Below are 17528 nucleotides of genomic sequence, written 5' to 3' on the forward strand. Positions count from 1 at the left end.
GGTCCTCAGTTGGGGGCAATGCCGTTCACTCCTTCAGCGGCAGGAACGGGGCGAGCATTCGCCCCTCCTCCGCCGGCGGGTGCCAGCGAGATGTTGCGGAAATATGCATCGACGCCCGCGGAATCGTCGAGCAGGGCGACGTCGATCGACAGCCAGTACCAGCGGCACGCGCTCTCGGGAATCGCGAACGGCGCGGCATGCTTGCCCGTCGCGAGCGATATGGGTTGGATTTTTGCGATTTTCATCCCCGGCTCGGCGCAGGTGACTCGCGCCATCAGGGTAGCTGGATCGATCGGCATCGACGCCGACAACGACCAGCCCAGCCTATAGTTCCCCGGCGACAACGAAACGAGTTGGCGCGCCGCAAAGCCGCGCGCGCCGCCGATCGCGGACACGAGAAGGTTCTTGTCCTTTTCGTCGATCGACGCGCCCAGCGTCCCCGATACGGCAAGCTGCCAGTCGAACGGCGGCAATTGCGGCTGCCGTTCGAAGTCCCCGTCCGACAACAGGTTGCCGGAGTTCCGTTCGCGCGCGAGACCCAACCCCTTGTACAAGGCATGGGCGGCGTCGAACTGGCCACGGTTCGTCAGGCCGATCGACAAATAGCGATCCCACCGGCTGATCGTGGCTTGCCGCCACGGTGCCCGTGCGACCGCCGCGCGCAATTTGGCCGCATTGAGAAGGCTGGCGGGGCGCTGGATGACTTGCTGCCAGTAGGCGTCGGACCAGCTTGGCGCGGGACCGATGACCGGAGTCAATGCGGCGACGGCCCCTTCCCTCGCCGTCGCATCGGCCATCGCGCCGACATAGGCCGCGCGCAAATCATTGTTTGTCAGCAACGAACGCGACAGCCAGCGGAAGAAGGCCGTGTCGTCACCACGCAGCGCGGCCGTCCTGATCTGTTCTTCGTTGATCAGCGAATTACGCCGCGTCAATTCTCCTGTCCGCGCGAGCAGCGATTGGCGCGCCTTGCCTTCGGGCATCGTCGGAATGATCAGGCTGAGCGCCGTCGACGACAGCGGCTCGGCGCGATAGGCGGCGCGCGCCAGAGCGACCTCACTCTTCGTCGCGGCCGCCTTCGGATCCTTGAGGGTCCGGATACCATAAGTCATCATGGCGGAATTGGCGCGCGCGGTGCCGGTCGGCGGAAAACCCACGGCATAGGCAGCCGCAGGGGCCTTCACCTCGTTCGAGGTGACATAGGTCGACACGCCTACACAAACGGCGAGTACGCTCGCCACCAGCCATCCCGCTGTACGATATGGTTTCACCGTTCGTCCCAAACGCTCAGTCGACGCACGCCCGCGTCAGGTCTTTTTCTCGTCGCCGTAGCTATAGCCGTAGCCGTAGCCATAGCCGTAGCCGTAAACCTGATTACGCGCGCCGACATTGGTGACGATCGCGCCGAACAGCTTGGCGCCCGACATGCGCAGGCGCGTCAGCGCCGTCGAAATCGCCCGGTTCTTGGTCGCATTGGCCTCGATAGTGAACACGACGCCTTCGACGCGGCGCGCGATCAGCGGCGCGTCGGCCAAGCCGAGGAGCGGCGGCGAGTCGATCAGCACATGATCGTAGCGCGCCAGCAATGTGCTGATCAGCATCGGCAGGCGATCGCTGCCCAGCAATTCGGCGGCGTTCGGCGGCATCTGGCCCGCCGTGATGACCGAAAACCCGAATTTGGGGAGTTCGACGATCATGCCGTTCAGATCCTCGTCCCCCGACAGATAATGGCTGAGCCCGCGCTTGTTGGGCATGTCGAGATAGCGGTTGAGCGACGGGTTGCGGACGTCGGCGTCGATCAGGATCACCGACTTGCCCGTCGCCGCGAGTACCGTGGCGAGGCTGAGCGACGAGTTGCTCTTGCCTTCCTTCGGCCGCGACGAGGTCAGCATGATCGAGCGCGGCGCGCCATGTTCGGTCAGGAACGTCAGGTTCGTCATCAACGAGAAATAGGCTTCGTAAATCGCCGATTTCTTGTCGAGGATCGCGTCCGCGACATTCTGATCGAGCACTTCGGGGATCGTGCCGAGCAGCGGTAGACCGAAGCGTCCCACGACGTCCTGCGGATCGCGAACCGAGCTGTCCATCTTTTCGAGCAGGAACACGAGAGCGGCGGCGATCACCGTCCCGGCCAGCAACGCCAGCAGCAGATTGGTGAACAGCGAAGGGCTCGACGGCTTGTCGGCGACCTTGGCGTGGTCGACGACCGCAATATTGTTCGTGCCCACGCCCGACGCGCCGATTTCCTTGTAGCGTTGCAGCAACCCGTCATAGAGTTGGCGGTTCGAATCCACCTCGCGCTGCAGGATCGCCATCTGAATCGATTCGCGCTGCTGGGTGTTGTAATCGCGGGTCAGGCGATCGAGTTCGCCTTCGAGGTCGCGCTCGCGCTTGACCGCGGCATTATAGGCTTCGCGATTGCCCTGCGTTGAACGCGCGGTTTCAGTGGCGATGCTGCGGTCAAGATTGTCAACCTGAGCGCGCAGCGACACGACGGCGGGATAATCCTCTTCGAATATGGTGCGCAGGCGGGCAAGCTCGGCGGCCGCCTCGGCGCGCTTTTGCCGCATATTGCCGATCGCGGGCGCGTTGATCTGGGCCACGCCCGTCTGCGTATTGGACAGCTCGGCTTCGGCGGCAATGCGCAGTTGCCGCGCTTCGGCCAGCGCCTTGCTGACGGCCTCGATATCCGACCCCACCAACGTCTGCGTCTTCGTCTGTCCGTTGGGGTCGGTTTCCGACGAAATGGTCACGATGCCCTTACCCATCGTGTAATTGATGAGCGCGCGCTCGGAGGTTTCGAGATTCTGGCGCAGCGTCGTCAGGCGCGCCTCGAGATATTTGCGCGCGTCCGACGTCGCCGCGAACCGGCGATCGATGCTGGCTTGCACGAACTGCGTGACCCACAGGTCCGCGAGCTTCGCCGACAATTGCGGCGACGGAGTAGCGAAACCGACATCGACGAGGCTCGAGGTCCGAACCGGCGCCACCTGCAACTGTTCGAGCAGGATTTCGGCGGCTCGCTTGCTGAGGTCGCGGCGCTGCGCGCTCGTCATGCCAGCTTCGGGCGTATCGAGCTTGAAAGCGGCGGTGAACGCCTTGTCCGCGGTCAGATTGCCCGCCCGCACAACGCGGTCGGCCAGCGACCGCGACTGCAACAGCGAATATTGCGTGTTGTAAAAGGCGATCTCGTTGACCGGCGCGCTGTCGCGTTCGCCTTCGACCGACGTCGCGACAGGCGCGTCGGGCAGAATCTCGATCCGCGCGGTCGACGTATATTGCGGCGTGGCGAGGAAGGTCGCGAGCAGCCCCAGGAGAAGGCAGGCCGCGACAACACCGATCACCCAGTTGCGATGGTTGACGATGGCGGCGAAGACCCGTTCGAGGATCGGCAGCCCGCCGTCATCGTCATAGGCCGCATAGTGGTCTACGCCGTCGAGCGATGACAGGGAATCGCGCGTGGTGGCCAAATCATTCATGTTGCGATCCGTTCTCGACTTAAACTTCGCGGGCCAGCAGGATTATCGGCGACAGCAGCGCGGGGAATGTCTGGAGAATATCCTTGAACATGCGCCGCTGCGGAGAGTCACCGACGATCACGATATCATTCGGGAAAATCTCCGGATCGGCGTAGTTGCCGCGGCGGATACCCTCAAGATTGTAGATGCCGACATATTTCTTGTTGCCGACATCGCGAAAGACAACGACGTCCTCCAGCTTGGCGAATTCGGTCGTGCCGCCCGCCAGCGCAACCGCGCGCATCAGCGTCATCCGGCCAACAACCGGATAGGACCCCGCCTTGTTGACCTGACCATCGACCGTGACCGACATCGACTGGATGGCGAGCTGGCTCGTCGGCGACTTGAAATTGACCGTGACCTGGGGGTCGCGCACGTAACGGCCGATCAGCTTGCTGCGGATCTCGCTCGCGATGATGTCGGGGGTCTTGCCTGCCGCGGCGACGGTTCCGACCAGCGGGAAAGCGAAATTGCCTTCGCCATCGGTCATGATGTCGCGCTGCATGTCTTCGACGCCGAACACCTCGACGCGCAATTCGGTGAAGGGTCCGACGAAGGACGTCCGGCTCGAATGCACGACGTCGGCGGCCTCGGGCTTCGGCAGTTCGGCGAGCTTGGTCACCGGACTGTTCGGGACGCTCGCGACCGGAGGCGCATTCTTGACGCATCCGGCAAGAGCCATGACGCCCAGGGCGAAGATGATGCGGATTTGGGTCATGAGACTGATAGGATATCCAGATGCTTCGAGGACAGGGACGCTATAAAGGCTTGGGGCATGCTCGCAAGTTTAATCCCGCCGCGCATGCGCCGGCGCCGGGCAACAGAGCAATGTTATCAACATGATGGCCATGGCCTGCAACGAGGGCACGCGAAGCGGGTAATCGACGAGGCTCGCCGCCGCGAGAATGACGACCACCATGAGCACGGGCAGCCGCAGATCGCCGCGGTGACCCTTGACCAGATTGCGCAGACCGAGTGCCAGGAACCGGCGGGCGAACCAGACGATGGCCGCGATCAGGATCAGAGCCATCGGCAGCCCGCCCGAGAGCAGAATCTCCGCCCAGTCATTATGGGCGTGATTGAAATAGGAAGGGCTGAGCAAAGCGTCGGGCTCGAACATCTTGTAGACGTCCGGGAAAGAGCCGATCCCGCTCCCGGCCACCCAATATTTTTCGATCATCGAGAGCACGGTGGGCCACGCCTGGACGCGCATATCGTCACCCACGCCTTGATCCGCCATCCGGCTGAGCGCGGTCGTCCGGTCCGAGAGCCAGATCGCGGTTCCGAGCAACATCGCGAGCAGGATCGGCGGCGAATAGACGAGATAGCGCCAGATTCCCGGCGCACCGGAGGGAGCCGTGGCCCCGCGCCGACCCGCAGGCTTCGCATGCCAGGCCGAAACGACCATCGCATAGCCGACCGCGAACGCCACAACGCCGGCAACGAACCCCGCGCGCGAACCGATCAGCGCAGTCAGCGCGGTAAAGGTCAGCCCGGCGAAGATGAGCGCGAGTTGCATCGGCCGGTTTTGCCGGTTGCGCATCCGCTCGTCGCGGAGCAGCATCGCGGCGATGATCGTGGCACAGGCGAGAAACACCGCTTCGTGATTGCGGTTGGCGAACAGGCCGACCATCGCATCGGAATTGGTGATCCGGTAGAGATAGGCCGCGCTCCCCGCCCCCGACAGCAGTTGGAAGAAGCCCAGCAGCGCGCTTGCCGCGGCGACCCCGATGATCGCCAGCATAAATCGCGGATAATCCTCGGGATCGAGGCGTGCCGCCAGAAAGAGCGCGGCGAAGGGGACCGACATGGCAAGCAGCCCGTTCCACGTCTGCGACGGCGCCAGCGAGATCGGCCTCCAAAGGTCGGGCTGGCCCAGCAGGCCATCGATCGCCACGATGGTTTCGCGCCCCGGAAGCGCGTGCCAGATCGCCGGCGGCAGCGGCACCAGCTGAATCGCCATCCACAATGTCAGCAGGACGAGCAGCAGAACGGGGGTGCGGATGCGCCGCCAATCGTCCGCGGTCAATCGCATCGCTGCCCAGAAAGCCGTGAGAACTGCCACCGCGCGCAGCAGAGGCAGCGAGTTCAGATCACCGCGCGCGCCACCACCCACCAAGAAAGCGAAGATCAGGAAAAGTATAGGAGCCGAGGTCGACAAGGCCGAACCAAAAGACAATTTCGGGATAGGAGTTGCCACCGCGTGTCTATTCATGATCGTCTTTTCTTGTCTTCAGTAACACGGGGCCCAGCTTCGCTCGACTGCGCGGCGGGGGCTTAGACGCTCGCTTCAGGGGTGACAAGCGCGATAAGGCGGACTGCACCAAAGCGCCGGTGAGATTGGATTTGCCTGGAAATCCGCCGCCCCGGCCCGCCACCATCATGCCGCGGCGCGTTCCAGCTTCTCGCGCGCGAAAAGGAACCAGCGCTGGTCGCCCTCGAGCGCGAGCGCCGCCAGGATCCCGCTGCGAAACGCCCCGACGTCGACGCCGATCCGGTTCGCCTGCTCGTCGGGCTCGGCGGTGATGCTGTGGCCGTGGACGATCATCTTGCCATGGTCGGCGAGGTTGTCGAGGAAATCGTCGCGGATCCAGCGCAGGTCGGACAGTGCCTGCTGCTCGAGCGGCACGCCCGGCCGGATTCCGGCATGCACGAAGGCATAATCGCCGATCTCGATGACATCCTCGCCCATTCCCAGGAAGGCGACATGTTCGGCCGGGACCAGCCGCGGCAGCCGTTCGGCGACTTCCTCGAAGCTCGCTTCGGCGAGGCCCGCGTCATCATTCCAATAGCTGGCGACCGTGGCGTCGCCGCCGATCCGCATGAAATAGCGCAGCCGCCGAACGTCGCCGGTCAGCGCGGCGAGAAAGCATTCCTCGTGATTGCCGATGAGAAGCCGGGTATCGGGAAATTCCTCGCGCAGCCGCATCGCGCGCTCGATGACCTCGGCCGATTGCGGGCCACGATCGACGAGATCGCCGAGCAGGACGATGCTGATCTGCGCGGGACCGCGCGCGGCATTGTCAGCGCGGATCAGGTCGAGCATCTCGGCGAAGAGGTCGTCGCGACCGTGAATGTCGCCGATCGCATAGACGCGCTGCCCCGCGGGGACCGAAAAGCCACTGCGCGCCGGCTGGGCTGGCTTGCCTTTACGCTTCCAGAACATGAACAAATAAACCGATCTTACGTATTTCAATCCGGACAAATGGCCGAAAACAAAGGCCTCGAGAGCGATATCGCCCCCTACCCCCCCAAATCCGCCGTGGCAATATACGCGGAAGGCGTCCAAGCGTTGCAAGGCCCCCGCTCACAGGGGGCAATTTTCCGTCGACCGGTAAAATTTAAGGGTGTCGCAAGCATTTGCGCTTAATCCGTCATTAGCTACAAGTGCTGGATAATACATATGAAAATCATGACGGTTTTCGGGACACGCCCGGAAGCGATCAAAATGTTTCCCGTCATCCACGCGCTGCGACGTCAGGATGGCGTAGATGCGCGCGTCTGCGTGACCGCGCAGCATCGCGAGATGCTCGATCAGGTCCTGCACATCGCGCGTATCGCTCCCGACATCGATCTCGACGTCATGCGGGCGAACCAGACACTCGACGCGCTGCTGGCACGGCTGGTGACCGGGCTCGGCGAAACCTTCGACGCCGAAAGGCCCGACCGCATCCTCGTCCACGGCGATACGCTGACGACGATGGCGGCGACGCTCGCCGCCTATTTCCGCAAGATTCCCGTCGGCCATGTCGAGGCGGGATTGCGCAGCGGGAACATCTATCACCCCTGGCCGGAGGAAGTGAACCGCAAGGTCACCGGCGCCGTCGCCGATCTGCACTTCGCGCCTACCGACACCGCCGCCGCCGCGCTGAGGGCCGAGAATGTTGCCGCCGACCGCATTCATGTCACCGGCAACACCGTGATCGACGCGCTGCTTGCCACCAAGGCGCGCATCGACGAGGAGCCCGCGCTCGCCGCGGGGCTAGACCCGCTGATCGCGCGCTTTGCCGGCAAACGGATCATCGCGGTCACCTCGCACCGGCGCGAGAATTTCGGGGACGGCATGAAGGCGATCGCCGAAGCCATCGCGGCGATCGCGGCGCGAAGCGACGTCGCGGTCGTCTTTCCCGTCCATCCCAATCCGCACGTGCGCAGCGCGATGGAGCCGATCCTCGGCGCCCTCACCAACGTCGCGCTGATCGACCCGCTCGACTATCCGCATTTCGTGCGCCTGCTCGCCGAATGCGACCTCGTGCTGACCGACAGCGGCGGCGTGCAGGAGGAAGCGCCGTCGCTCGGCAAGCCCGTGCTCGTGATGCGCGAGACGACCGAGCGGCCCGAAGGCATCGCCGCCGGGACCGCCCGGCTGGTCGGCACCGACAGGGACCATATCGTTTCCGAAATCTTCAGCCTTTTGGATGATGGTGCCGCCTACAACGCCATGGCCCGCGCCCATAATCCGTTCGGCGACGGGACCGCAGGCGTCCAGATTGCGGAGATTGTCGCGCGTGGCCGTTGATATCGAACAGAAAGTTACCGTCGTTGGCCTCGGCTATATCGGCCTGCCGACCGCGGCGTTGATCGCCCGCTCGGGCTGCAAGGTCACCGGTATCGACGTCAGCGCGAAGGTCGTCGAAACCGTCAACAACGGCAAGGTGCATATCGAGGAGGTCGACCTCGACGGGCTGGTGCAGGGCGTCGTCGCACGCGGCACGCTTGTCGCCTCGACCGCGATGGTCGCCGCCGACAGCTTCGTCATCGCGGTGCCGACGCCGCACGACGCCGAGCATCGCCCCGACATCAGCTTCGTCCTCGACGCCGCACGCGCCATCGCGCCGGTGCTGGAGGCGGGCAACCTCGTCATCCTCGAATCGACCTCGCCGGTGGGCACGACCGAGAAGGTCGCCGAACTGATCGCCGACCTGCGCCCCGACCTCCGCGTGCCCGGCCGCTGCAGCGGCGCGGCGGACATTTTCATCGCCTATTGCCCCGAGCGCGTGTTGCCGGGACGCATCCTCGTCGAACTGGTCGACAACGATCGCTGCATCGGCGGCATCACCCCGCGCTGCGCGCGCCGCGCGATGACTTTCTATCGCCAGTTCGTGCGGGGCGCCTGCGTCACGACGACGGCGCGCGCCGCCGAAATGGTGAAGCTGGTCGAGAACAGCTACCGCGACGTCAACATCGCCTTCGCCAACGAACTCTCGATGATGGCCGAAGCGCTAGGGGTCGACGTGTGGGAGGTGATCCGCCTCGCCAACCGCCACCCGCGCGTGAATATCCTCCAGCCGGGGCCCGGCGTCGGCGGCCATTGCATCGCGGTCGACCCCTGGTTTCTCGTCCACGGCGCGCCCGAACACAGCCGGCTGATCCGCACCGCGCGCGAGGTGAATATCGCCAAGACCGCGCATGTCATCGGGGCAGCGGAAATGCTGGTATCGCAGCACCCCAAGGCGCGCGTCGCGTGCCTGGGTCTCGCTTTCAAGCCCAACATCGACGATTTTCGCGAAAGCCCCGCGGTCGAGGTCGCCGCCGCTCTGGCGCGACGCTTCGGCTCGCAGATCGACATCGTCGAGCCCTATGCGCGCGGTCTGCCGATGGAATTCGCGGGCACCGGCGCGCGGCTGATCGACCTCGACAGCGCGCTTGCCGAATGCGAATTGCTGATCGTCCTCGTCGACCACGACCTGTTCAAATCGATCCCGCTCGAGGAGCGCGCCGACAAGATCGTCTACGACACGCGCGGGTTGTGGCTCGACCAGCCGAGCGGCGGGCACGGCAATCGCCTCCACCGGGCAGCCTGACCCTATATCGCTTGACCCGCGACGGCATGACTCTGATCATGGCTCCATGTTGACGCGTCTCGAAACGATCGTCGTCGAAAAGCCGTGGGGCCGCACCGATATCCCGCGCGATTTCGGCGACTTCGCGGGCCGGCGGATCGGCGAGATCTGGTTCGCGAACCCGGCGGGCGACGCGGCGCCGATTCTCGTCAAATTCCTCTTCACCTCCCAGCGGCTGTCGATCCAGGTCCACCCGGACGACGCAGCCGCGCGCCTCGCAGGCTATCCGCGCGGCAAAGAGGAATGCTGGCTGATCCTGTCAGCCGACCCCGGCGCCGAACTCGGCGTCGGGCTCACCGCCGAAATGACGCGCGAGGCGCTCCGCGCCGCAGCGCTCGACGGGAGCATCGTCGAGCAGATCGACTGGCGCGCGGCGAAGGCGAACGACTTCGTCTACAACCCCGCCGGCACGATCCACGCGATCGGCGGCGGGCTGACGGTCGTCGAGGTGCAGCAGAATATCGATTGCACCTACCGCCTCTACGATTATGGCCGCCCGCGCGAGTTGCACCTTAACGAGGCGCTAAAGGTGGCGACGCTTGGCCCGGTCCACGATCCGCGCGACACTGTCGTTGACCCACACGCGAACCGCATGCTGGTAGAGGGACCCTATTTTCATCTCGCCTACCTCACGGGGCCGGTCGATCCGGCCCTCGCCCTGACGGCGCGAGGCGAACTGACCTTCGTGCCGCTGTCGGCGGGGTGCCGCGCAGCGGGCGAAGCCGTCGCGCTCGGCGAGGCGGTGCTGATCGACGACCCGGCAACAATCGAGATCGATACGGACGGCCGCGCGCTCCTCGCCTGGCCCGCCTGATCTCCCCTCCCCTTGCGGCCCCGCCGTGCATCTCCCATATCGCGCGGCATGAGCGAACCCACCGCGCACCGTGCCGCGCCCTGGCACGGAACCACCATCCTTTCCGCCCGCACGCCCGAAAAGGTCGTCATCATCGGTGACGGCCAGGTGTCGATGGGCCAGACGGTGATGAAGCCCAATGCGAAGAAGGTCCGCCGCCTTCACGACGGCAGCGTCATCGGCGGCTTCGCCGGCGCGACCGCCGACGCCTTCACGCTGTTCGAGCGGCTCGAGAGCAAGCTCGAACGGCATAATGGCCAGCTCTTGCGCGCCGCGGTCGAGCTCGCCAAGGACTGGCGCACCGACAAATATCTGCGCAACCTCGAAGCGATGATGATCGTCGCCGACAAGGAGGTGACGCTGGTCATCACCGGTAACGGCGACGTCCTCGAACCCAAGGGCGGGATCGCCGCGATCGGATCGGGCGGCAATTTCGCGCTCTCGGCGGCGCGTGCGCTCGTCGATTATGAAAAAGACCCAGCGGTGCTGGCACGAAAGGCGATGGAGGTCGCGGCCGATATCTGCGTCTATACCAACGACCAGTTCACTCAAGAAATCATCGAAATCCAGGCCTGACCCCATGAACAAAGATCTGACTCCCAAGGCGATCGTCGCCGCATTGGACACGCACATCATCGGCCAGGACGCCGCGAAGCGCGCGGTCGCGGTCGCGCTCCGCAACCGCTGGCGCCGCCAGCAGCTCGCGCCTGACCTGCGCGACGAGGTAAGCCCGAAGAATATCCTGATGATCGGCCCGACGGGCTGCGGCAAGACCGAGATTTCGCGCCGTCTTGCGAAGCTCGCCGATGCGCCCTTCATCAAGGTCGAGGCGACCAAGTTCACCGAGGTCGGTTATGTCGGCCGCGACGTCGAGCAGATCGCGCGCGACCTGGTCGAGGAAGCGGTGCGGCTCGAAAAGGACCGCCGCCGCGAGGCGGTGCGCGCGGCCGCCGAGGAAGCCGCGATGGAACGGCTGCTCGACGCGCTGACCGGCAAGGGCGCGAGCGAGGCGACGCGCCAGAGTTTCCGCCAGCGCATCCGCGAAGGGCATCTCGACGACAGCGAGGTCGAGATCGAGGTCGCCGACGCCCCGAGCATGAACTTCGAACTGCCCGGCCAGCCGGGCCAGATGAGCATGATCAACCTCTCCGACATGCTCGGCAAGGCGATGGGCGGCCCGCCCAAGAAACGCCGCAAGCTGACGGTGCTCGAAGCCGCGACCCGGCTGATCGAGGAGGAGCAGGACAAGCGCCTCGACCAGGACGATGTCGCGCGCGTCGCGCTCGCCGACGCCGAGGCGAACGGCATCGTCTTCCTCGACGAGATCGATAAAATTGCCGTCAGCGACGTGCGCGGCGGCTCGGTGAGCCGCGAGGGTGTGCAGCGCGACCTGCTGCCGCTGATCGAAGGCACGACGGTCGCGACCAAATATGGCCCGATGAAGACCGACCACGTCCTCTTCATCGCCTCGGGCGCCTTCCATGTCGCCAAGCCCTCCGACCTGCTCCCCGAGTTGCAGGGCCGTCTGCCGATCCGCGTCGAACTGGGCGCACTCAGCGAGGCGGATTTCGTCCGCATTCTTTCCGAGACCAAGGCGGGGCTTCCCGAACAATATGCCGCGCTGATCGGCACCGAGGGGGTGACGCTCTCCTTCACCGACGACGCGATCGCGCGCGTCGCGAAGCTCGCCGCCGAGGTCAATGAGAAGGTGGAGAATATCGGCGCCCGCCGCCTCCAGACGATCATGGAGCGGCTGGTCGAGGAAGTGAGCTTCGGCGCCGAGGACATGGGCGGCACGACGCTGACGGTCGACGCCGCTTATGTCGACCGCCAGCTCGCCGACGTCGTGGGGGACACCGACCTCAGCAAATATGTGCTCTGAGGGCGGCCGCAGCCGGCAAGACCGGGCTGGCACCTTTTCGGTCCGCTATTTGCCGAACTTCATTTGACTTTGCTGCATCGTCGATGCGAGAACGTGCCCCGACACGGCCGACATGGGGTCGCAAACGGCTGGCACGGAGACAGTAATGGCAGACGAAGAGGGCGCCGAGCAGGGCGAACTGGCGATTACGCGCACCGGTGACCGGCTGCGGCTGGCGCGCGAAGCCGCGGGGCTGTCGCTCGCCGACGTCGCCACCCGCACGCGGATCACCCAGCGCCATCTGGAAGCGATCGAGAAATCCGATTTTTCCGAGCTTCCCGGACGCACCTATGTCACCGGTTTCGCGCGGGCCTATGCGCGCGCGGTCGACCTGCCCGAAGCCGAGATCGGCGCCGCGGTGCGCCGCGAGCTCGAAGACGATGAATATGCGGCGCGACCCGCTTATGAGGCCTATGAGCCCACCGATCCCGCGCGGCTGCCCACGGCCAGGCTGACCTGGACGCTGGTGATCGTCACGGCGCTGCTGGCGTCGGCCTATGGCGTCTGGCGTTTCCTGTCGATCGAACCCGATGAAGCGCTGATCGCGGCGCAAAATGCCGACGCCGAGGCGTCCGAAGCACCCGCGACCGACGCGCCAGCCCCCAGGACCGGCGCCGCGGGTACCGCGCAGGTGGCCGAAAACGCGCCGGTCGTGCTCACCGGCCTTTCCGAGGTGTGGATCGGCTTCGACGACGCCACCGGCAAGACCGAGAATTGGCGAACGCTCGATGCGGGTGAAGTCTATCAGGTTCCGCCCGCCTATATCGAGCAGTTCACGCTACGCACAAGCATCCCGCAGGCCTTGAAGGTTACCGTCGGTGGCCGCGATGTCGGCGCCATCGGGCCCGCCGACACGCTGGTCAAGGGGGTTTCCCTGAAGCCCTCCGACCTTGTCGCGCGCGCGGAGGGAAGCAGCGGCGGCGCACCCGCCGTCCCCGCCCCCAAGCGCTAAAACACGCCTCGTCCGGCCCGCCGCAGGCGGCAACGCGCCGAAATGGGTTTGCGCTGCCGTCCTTTGCCGCGTTATGGATGGGAAAATGGTTAACCTGTGGGGGCTGATCGAAAGATGATGATGCGGAAAATCCTGTACCTCGGCGCGGCCAGCGCCGCGCTGACCATGATGGCGCCGGGCGCTGCGGCGCAGGACGGGGCGATCGACAAGCGTGTCGAACGGCTGGAAAAGGAAATGCGCGCGGTCCAGCGCAGCGTGTTTCCCGGCGGCAGCCCCGCCTTTTTCGAGGGCGAGATCGCGCCCGACAACACCCCCGGCGAACGGGTGAAGAGCACGGCGCCGGTGATCGACCTGACCGCGCGCGTCGATGCGCTCGAGGCGCAGCTCCAGACGCTGACCGGCCAGACCGAGCAGAACGCCTTTCAGCTTCGCGAACTCGAAAAGCAGTTCACCGCCTATAAGGCGGAAATGGACAAGCGCTTCGCGGCGCCCGAACCCGCCGAGGCGACCACAGCCGCGGCCAGCCTCGCCCCGGCGGTGCGGCCGACGACGGGCGCGGCGGCGACGCCTCCGAAGAAGACCGAGGACAAGCCCGCGGCGAGCAGCGCCGACGCGGCGCGGCTCGCGCTGGTCAAGAAGGTGGAGATTCCCGCGACGGGCAACGAGGCCGCCGATGGCTATACCTATGGCTATCGTCTGTGGGACGCGAAACTCTATCCCGAAGCCGAGGCGCAGCTCAAGCAGGTCGTCGCCAAATGGCCCAAGAACAGCTATGCGAGCTATGCGCAGAACCTGCTCGGCCGCGCCTATCTCGACGAAGGCAAGCCGAGCCTTGCCGCGGTCGCCTTCTATAATAATTACAAGGCCCAGCCCAGCGGCCCGCGCGCGCCGCACAGCCTGATGTACATGGGCGTCGCGCTGACCAAGCTCGGCCGCAAGAGCGATGCTTGCAAGGCGTTCCGCGAGCTCGACGAAGTCTATGGCGACAAGGCGCCCCAGGATGTCCGCGACGATGCCGCCGCCGCAAAAGCAAAAGCAGGCTGCTGATCCCGGCAGCGTCGAGCGGTTCGCCGCCGACCTGACCGCGCTCGCCGGGCCCGACTGGCACGACAAGCGCTACGGCGTCGCCGTGTCGGGCGGCCCCGACAGCATGGCGCTGCTCTGGCTCGTCGCGTCGCTGCTGCCCGGCCAGGTGTGGGCGGCGACGGTCGATCACAAGCTGCGCCGCGGCTCGGCGGACGAGGCGCGCATGGTCGCAGGTTATTGCGCGCGCGAGCATGTTCCGCACGCGATCCTTCACCCCGCCGCCCCGATCGCCGGATCGCTGCAGGCCGCGGCGCGGACCGAGCGTTACCGGCTGCTCGAACAGTGGCGCGAGGCGCAGGCCCTCGACCATATCCTGACCGCGCATCATGCCGACGACCAGCTCGAAACGATGATCATGCGCCTCAACCGCAGCAGCGGTGTCGGCGGCCTGGCGGGCGTTCGCGCCTCGAACGGCGCGGTGTTGCGGCCGCTGCTCCACTGGCGGCGCGACGAACTCGCGGGTCTCGCGCTCGACGCCGACCTGCCCATTGCCCAGGACCCGTCGAACGCCGACATCCGCTTCGACCGCGCTCGGCTGCGGCATGCGTTGCAGGCGCAGCTGTTTCTCGATCCGCAGGCGGCCGCCCGATCGGCACAATGGCTGGGAGAGGCCGACGCCGCGCTCGACTGGGCGGTCGGGGCCGCGATCGCGACCTGGCCCGACGCCGACGACCCGTCGGTGATCCGCGACCGCGACTATCCCGACGAAATTTTCCGCCGCATCGTCGAGCGGCGATTACGCGCGAACGACCCACGGCTCGGCTTGCGGGGAGATACGCTCGGCGGCGTCATCGCGGCGATGCGCGCGGGACGCCGGGCGATGGTCGGTGAACTGCTGATCGACGCCGTAAAAGGCTCCGGGAAAGATTTCTGGCGCATTTTGGCCGCGCCCCGCCGAAAAGCGCGTCTCTGAGACATATTGGCTCATTGTCATTTAACCCGAACTTCCTATCTTGAGCCCAAGAGTCGCGGCGTTTCGTGACGATCTGGAAAGATTCCGCATGCAGGACGACAAGGAACCGCAGGGCAACCCCTGGATGAAGAGCGTGATGATCTGGAGCGGCATATTGCTCGCCATGCTCCTCGTCGCCTCGATGTTCGGCGGTGCGACACAGCCCGCGGGCAACACCCTCGCCTATTCCGAATTCCGGCAAAAGGTCGAGGAAGGCAGCGTCAAATCGGTCGTCCTGTCCGAGGACCGCGTGACCGGCGAACTGTCGAACGGCGACCGCTTCACCGCCAACCTCGTCCGCGATTCCGAACTTCTGAAGCTGCTCAACGACCATGGCGTCAAATATGACGGCAAGCCGACCGAGACCGGCAATATCTGGGTCTATCTGCTGATTCAGTCGCTGCCCTTCCTGCTGATCATTGGCATCGCCTTCTTCGTCTTCCGCCAGGTGCAGAAGAACAACGGATCGGGCGCGATGGGCTTCGGCAAGAGCCGCGCCAAGATGCTGACCGAAAAGCAGGGCCGCGTGACCTTCGACGACGTCGCCGGCATCGACGAGGCACGCGAGGAGCTGGAGGAAATCGTCGAATTCCTCAAGGATCCGACCAAATTCTCGAAGCTCGGCGGCCAGATTCCCAAGGGCGCGCTGCTCGTCGGCTCACCCGGCACCGGCAAGACCCTGCTCGCTCGCGCGATCGCGGGCGAAGCCGGCGTCCCCTTCTTCACCATTTCGGGCTCGGACTTCGTCGAGATGTTCGTCGGCGTCGGTGCGTCGCGCGTGCGCGACATGTTCGAGCAGGCGAAGCGCAACGCGCCGTGCATCGTCTTCATCGACGAAATCGACGCGGTCGGCCGCCACCGCGGCGCCGGGCTGGGCAACGGCAATGACGAACGCGAGCAGACGCTGAACCAGCTCCTCGTCGAGATGGACGGCTTTGAGGCCAATGAAGGCATCATCATCGTCGCGGCGACCAACCGCCCCGACGTGCTCGACCCCGCCCTGCTCCGTCCCGGCCGCTTCGACCGCCAGGTCGTCGTGCCGCGTCCCGATATCGAGGGCCGCCAGAAGATCCTCGAGGTCCACACGCGCAAGAAGCCGCTCGCGCCCGATGTCGACCTGCGCCGCATCGCGCGCGGCACCCCGGGCTTCTCGGGCGCCGACCTCGCGAACCTCGCCAACGAGGCGGCGCTGCTCGCCGCGCGCAAGGGCAAGCGCCTGATCGCGTCGAACGAGTTCGAGGAAGCGAAGGACAAGGTCATGATGGGCGCCGAGCGCCGCTCGATGGTGATGACCGAGGACGAGAAGAAGGCGACCGCCTATCACGAAGCGGGTCACGCGCTCGTCTCGCTGCACGTCGAACATAATGATCCGCTGCACAAGGTGACGATCATCCCGCGCGGCCGCGCGCTGGGCGTGACGTGGAACCTGCCCGAGCGCGATCGCTATTCGCAGAATATGAAGCAGATGAAGGCACGTCTCGCGCTCTGCTTCGGCGGCCGCATCGCCGAGCAGCTCATCTACGGCAAGGACGAGCTCAATACCGGCGCGTCGAACGACATCCAGCAGGCGACCGACATGGCGCGCGCGATGGTGATGGAATATGGCATGTCGGAAAAGCTCGGCTGGCTGCGCTATCGCGATAATCAGGACGAGGTGTTCCTCGGCCACAGCGTCTCGCGTGCGCAGAATATGTCGGAGGAGACCGCGAAGCTGATCGACGCCGAGGTCCGCCGCCTCGTCGAGGAAGGCGAAAATGTCGCGCGCAAGGTGCTCACCGATCATCTCGACGAACTCCACCTGCTCGCGGGCGCGCTGCTCGAATATGAGACGCTGTCGGGCGAAGAAGCCAAGCGCGCGATCAAGGGCGAGGATATCGGCCGCGAAGACGATCAGGGCAAGCACGGCACTCCCGTCCACGGCCACGCCGGCGGCCTGCCCCAGATCAAGCGCAAGCCGCGGCCCTTCGGCGACGCCAATCCGCAAGGCGTCTGACGGCCCGTCCGCCGCATGATCACGGGGGATATCGCGCGCATCGGCCCTGCCCTGCTCGCCGGACTGCTGCTTTGCGGGATGGCGCCGGGCGACATGAGCGTCGCCGCCTTCCTCGCGCGCTCCGACGCGATTCTGCGTTTCGGACCGCTCGCGATGGCGACCCCCGAGGCGAGCCGGCTGAAGGGCGAGGTCGTCGCGACCGCCCGGCGCTACAAGGCGCGGATCGACGCTGAGCGCCGCGCGGGCCGCAGGACGACGAGTTGTCCGCCCGAAACCGGCACGCTGACCCCCGAACAATGGCTCGCGCATCTGCGCAGCTATCCCGCGAGCCGGCGGCGGGCGGTGTCGATCTATACTGCCTTCGATGCGCTGATGAAAAAGCGCTATCCCTGCCCGGCATAATGCGCCAA

The 17528-nt window shown here is 65.6% G+C and carries 15 protein-coding genes; 10 read left to right on the plus strand and 5 right to left on the minus strand.

The features are described from left to right. Positions 1–5 precede the first annotated feature (5 nt). From CD928_RS19675 to CD928_RS19695, 5 genes are all read right to left on the minus strand, one after another. Complete coding sequence (locus CD928_RS19675) at positions 6–1241, minus strand: hypothetical protein (protein WP_141237207.1); 1236 nt, start codon at positions 1239–1241, stop codon at positions 6–8. 66 nt (positions 1242–1307) lie between these two features. After that, the gene (locus CD928_RS19680) at positions 1308–3479 is read right to left on the minus strand and encodes a polysaccharide biosynthesis tyrosine autokinase (protein WP_095388800.1); all 2172 of its coding nucleotides are present in this window, start codon (positions 3477–3479) and stop codon (positions 1308–1310) included. 19 nt (positions 3480–3498) lie between these two features. Then, positions 3499–4236 (minus strand): polysaccharide biosynthesis/export family protein, encoded by a 738-nt coding sequence (locus CD928_RS19685; protein ID WP_255247264.1) that lies wholly within the window; start codon positions 4234–4236, stop codon positions 3499–3501. A 69-nt stretch (positions 4237–4305) separates the two neighbouring features. After that, on the minus strand, positions 4306–5553 hold the full coding sequence (locus tag CD928_RS19690; RefSeq protein WP_176473646.1) for an O-antigen ligase: 1248 nt from the start codon (positions 5551–5553) through the stop codon (positions 4306–4308). Between the two features lie 345 nt (positions 5554–5898). Beyond that, positions 5899–6684 (minus strand): metallophosphoesterase family protein, encoded by a 786-nt coding sequence (locus CD928_RS19695; protein WP_095388802.1) that lies wholly within the window; start codon positions 6682–6684, stop codon positions 5899–5901. A 237-nt stretch (positions 6685–6921) separates the two neighbouring features. Between CD928_RS19695 and wecB the strand changes: the two genes are divergently transcribed. The 10 genes from wecB to CD928_RS19745 all read left to right on the plus strand — a co-directional run bounded on the left by wecB (position 6922) and on the right by CD928_RS19745 (position 17520). Continuing rightward, on the plus strand, positions 6922–8037 hold the full coding sequence (wecB, locus tag CD928_RS19700) for a non-hydrolyzing UDP-N-acetylglucosamine 2-epimerase (RefSeq protein WP_095388803.1): 1116 nt from the start codon (positions 6922–6924) through the stop codon (positions 8035–8037). After that, complete coding sequence (wecC, locus tag CD928_RS19705) at positions 8027–9322, plus strand: UDP-N-acetyl-D-mannosamine dehydrogenase (RefSeq protein WP_095388804.1); 1296 nt, start codon at positions 8027–8029, stop codon at positions 9320–9322. Before wecB ends, wecC begins: the two co-directional genes overlap by 11 nt. A gap of 46 nt (positions 9323–9368) precedes the next feature. Then, positions 9369–10175 carry a class I mannose-6-phosphate isomerase gene (locus CD928_RS19710; RefSeq protein ID WP_095388805.1) on the plus strand — a complete coding sequence of 269 codons (807 nt, stop codon included), beginning with the start codon at positions 9369–9371 and terminating at the stop codon, positions 10173–10175. A gap of 48 nt (positions 10176–10223) precedes the next feature. Next, the gene (gene hslV, locus CD928_RS19715) at positions 10224–10790 is read left to right on the plus strand and encodes an ATP-dependent protease subunit HslV (protein WP_095388806.1); all 567 of its coding nucleotides are present in this window, start codon (positions 10224–10226) and stop codon (positions 10788–10790) included. Positions 10791–10794: 4 nt separating this feature from the next. Continuing rightward, complete coding sequence (gene hslU, locus CD928_RS19720; RefSeq protein WP_095388807.1) at positions 10795–12096, plus strand: ATP-dependent protease ATPase subunit HslU; 1302 nt, start codon at positions 10795–10797, stop codon at positions 12094–12096. Between the two features lie 145 nt (positions 12097–12241). Continuing rightward, positions 12242–13087, plus strand: coding sequence for a helix-turn-helix domain-containing protein (locus CD928_RS19725; RefSeq protein WP_095388808.1), 846 nt, complete (start codon positions 12242–12244; stop codon positions 13085–13087). Between the two features lie 120 nt (positions 13088–13207). After that, a complete protein-coding gene (locus CD928_RS19730; RefSeq protein WP_095389070.1) occupies positions 13208–14134 on the plus strand; it encodes a tetratricopeptide repeat protein in 927 nt (308 codons plus the stop codon). Next, on the plus strand, positions 14088–15086 hold the full coding sequence (gene tilS / locus CD928_RS19735; protein WP_095388809.1) for a tRNA lysidine(34) synthetase TilS: 999 nt from the start codon (positions 14088–14090) through the stop codon (positions 15084–15086). Before CD928_RS19730 ends, tilS begins: the two co-directional genes overlap by 47 nt. 88 nt (positions 15087–15174) lie before the next feature. Beyond that, positions 15175–17118 carry an ATP-dependent zinc metalloprotease FtsH gene (gene ftsH / locus CD928_RS19740; protein WP_095388810.1) on the plus strand — a complete coding sequence of 648 codons (1944 nt, stop codon included), beginning with the start codon at positions 15175–15177 and terminating at the stop codon, positions 17116–17118. 15 nt (positions 17119–17133) lie between these two features. Further along, entirely contained in the window at positions 17134–17520 is a 387-nt protein-coding gene (locus CD928_RS19745; RefSeq protein WP_095388811.1) for a hypothetical protein, read from the plus strand. Positions 17521–17528: the final 8 nt, after the last annotated feature.

Origin of the sequence: Sphingopyxis sp. GW247-27LB (assembly GCF_002277025.1) — a bacterium.
Lineage (GTDB): Bacteria > Pseudomonadota > Alphaproteobacteria > Sphingomonadales > Sphingomonadaceae > Sphingopyxis.

Excerpts from the sequence above, each read along its gene's own strand:
- CD928_RS19680 (WP_095388800.1), bottom strand. The coding sequence starts at position 3,479 with ATGAATGATTTGGCCACCACGCGCGATTCCCTGTCATCGCTCGACGGC.
- CD928_RS19690 (WP_176473646.1), bottom strand. The coding sequence starts at position 5,553 with ATGCGATTGACCGCGGACGATTGGCGGCGCATCCGCACCCCCGTTCTG.
- CD928_RS19730 (WP_095389070.1), top strand. The coding sequence starts at position 13,208 with ATGCGGAAAATCCTGTACCTCGGCGCGGCCAGCGCCGCGCTGACCATG.
- CD928_RS19710 (WP_095388805.1), top strand. The coding sequence starts at position 9,369 with ATGTTGACGCGTCTCGAAACGATCGTCGTCGAAAAGCCGTGGGGCCGC.
- CD928_RS19685 (WP_255247264.1), bottom strand. The coding sequence starts at position 4,236 with ATGACCCAAATCCGCATCATCTTCGCCCTGGGCGTCATGGCTCTTGCC.
- hslV (WP_095388806.1), top strand. The coding sequence starts at position 10,224 with ATGAGCGAACCCACCGCGCACCGTGCCGCGCCCTGGCACGGAACCACC.
- tilS (WP_095388809.1), top strand. The coding sequence starts at position 14,088 with ATGTCCGCGACGATGCCGCCGCCGCAAAAGCAAAAGCAGGCTGCTGAT.
- ftsH (WP_095388810.1), top strand. The coding sequence starts at position 15,175 with ATGCAGGACGACAAGGAACCGCAGGGCAACCCCTGGATGAAGAGCGTG.
- CD928_RS19725 (WP_095388808.1), top strand. The coding sequence starts at position 12,242 with ATGGCAGACGAAGAGGGCGCCGAGCAGGGCGAACTGGCGATTACGCGC.
- wecB (WP_095388803.1), top strand. The coding sequence starts at position 6,922 with ATGAAAATCATGACGGTTTTCGGGACACGCCCGGAAGCGATCAAAATG.
- CD928_RS19745 (WP_095388811.1), top strand. The coding sequence starts at position 17,134 with ATGATCACGGGGGATATCGCGCGCATCGGCCCTGCCCTGCTCGCCGGA.
- hslU (WP_095388807.1), top strand. The coding sequence starts at position 10,795 with ATGAACAAAGATCTGACTCCCAAGGCGATCGTCGCCGCATTGGACACG.
- CD928_RS19695 (WP_095388802.1), bottom strand. The coding sequence starts at position 6,684 with ATGTTCTGGAAGCGTAAAGGCAAGCCAGCCCAGCCGGCGCGCAGTGGC.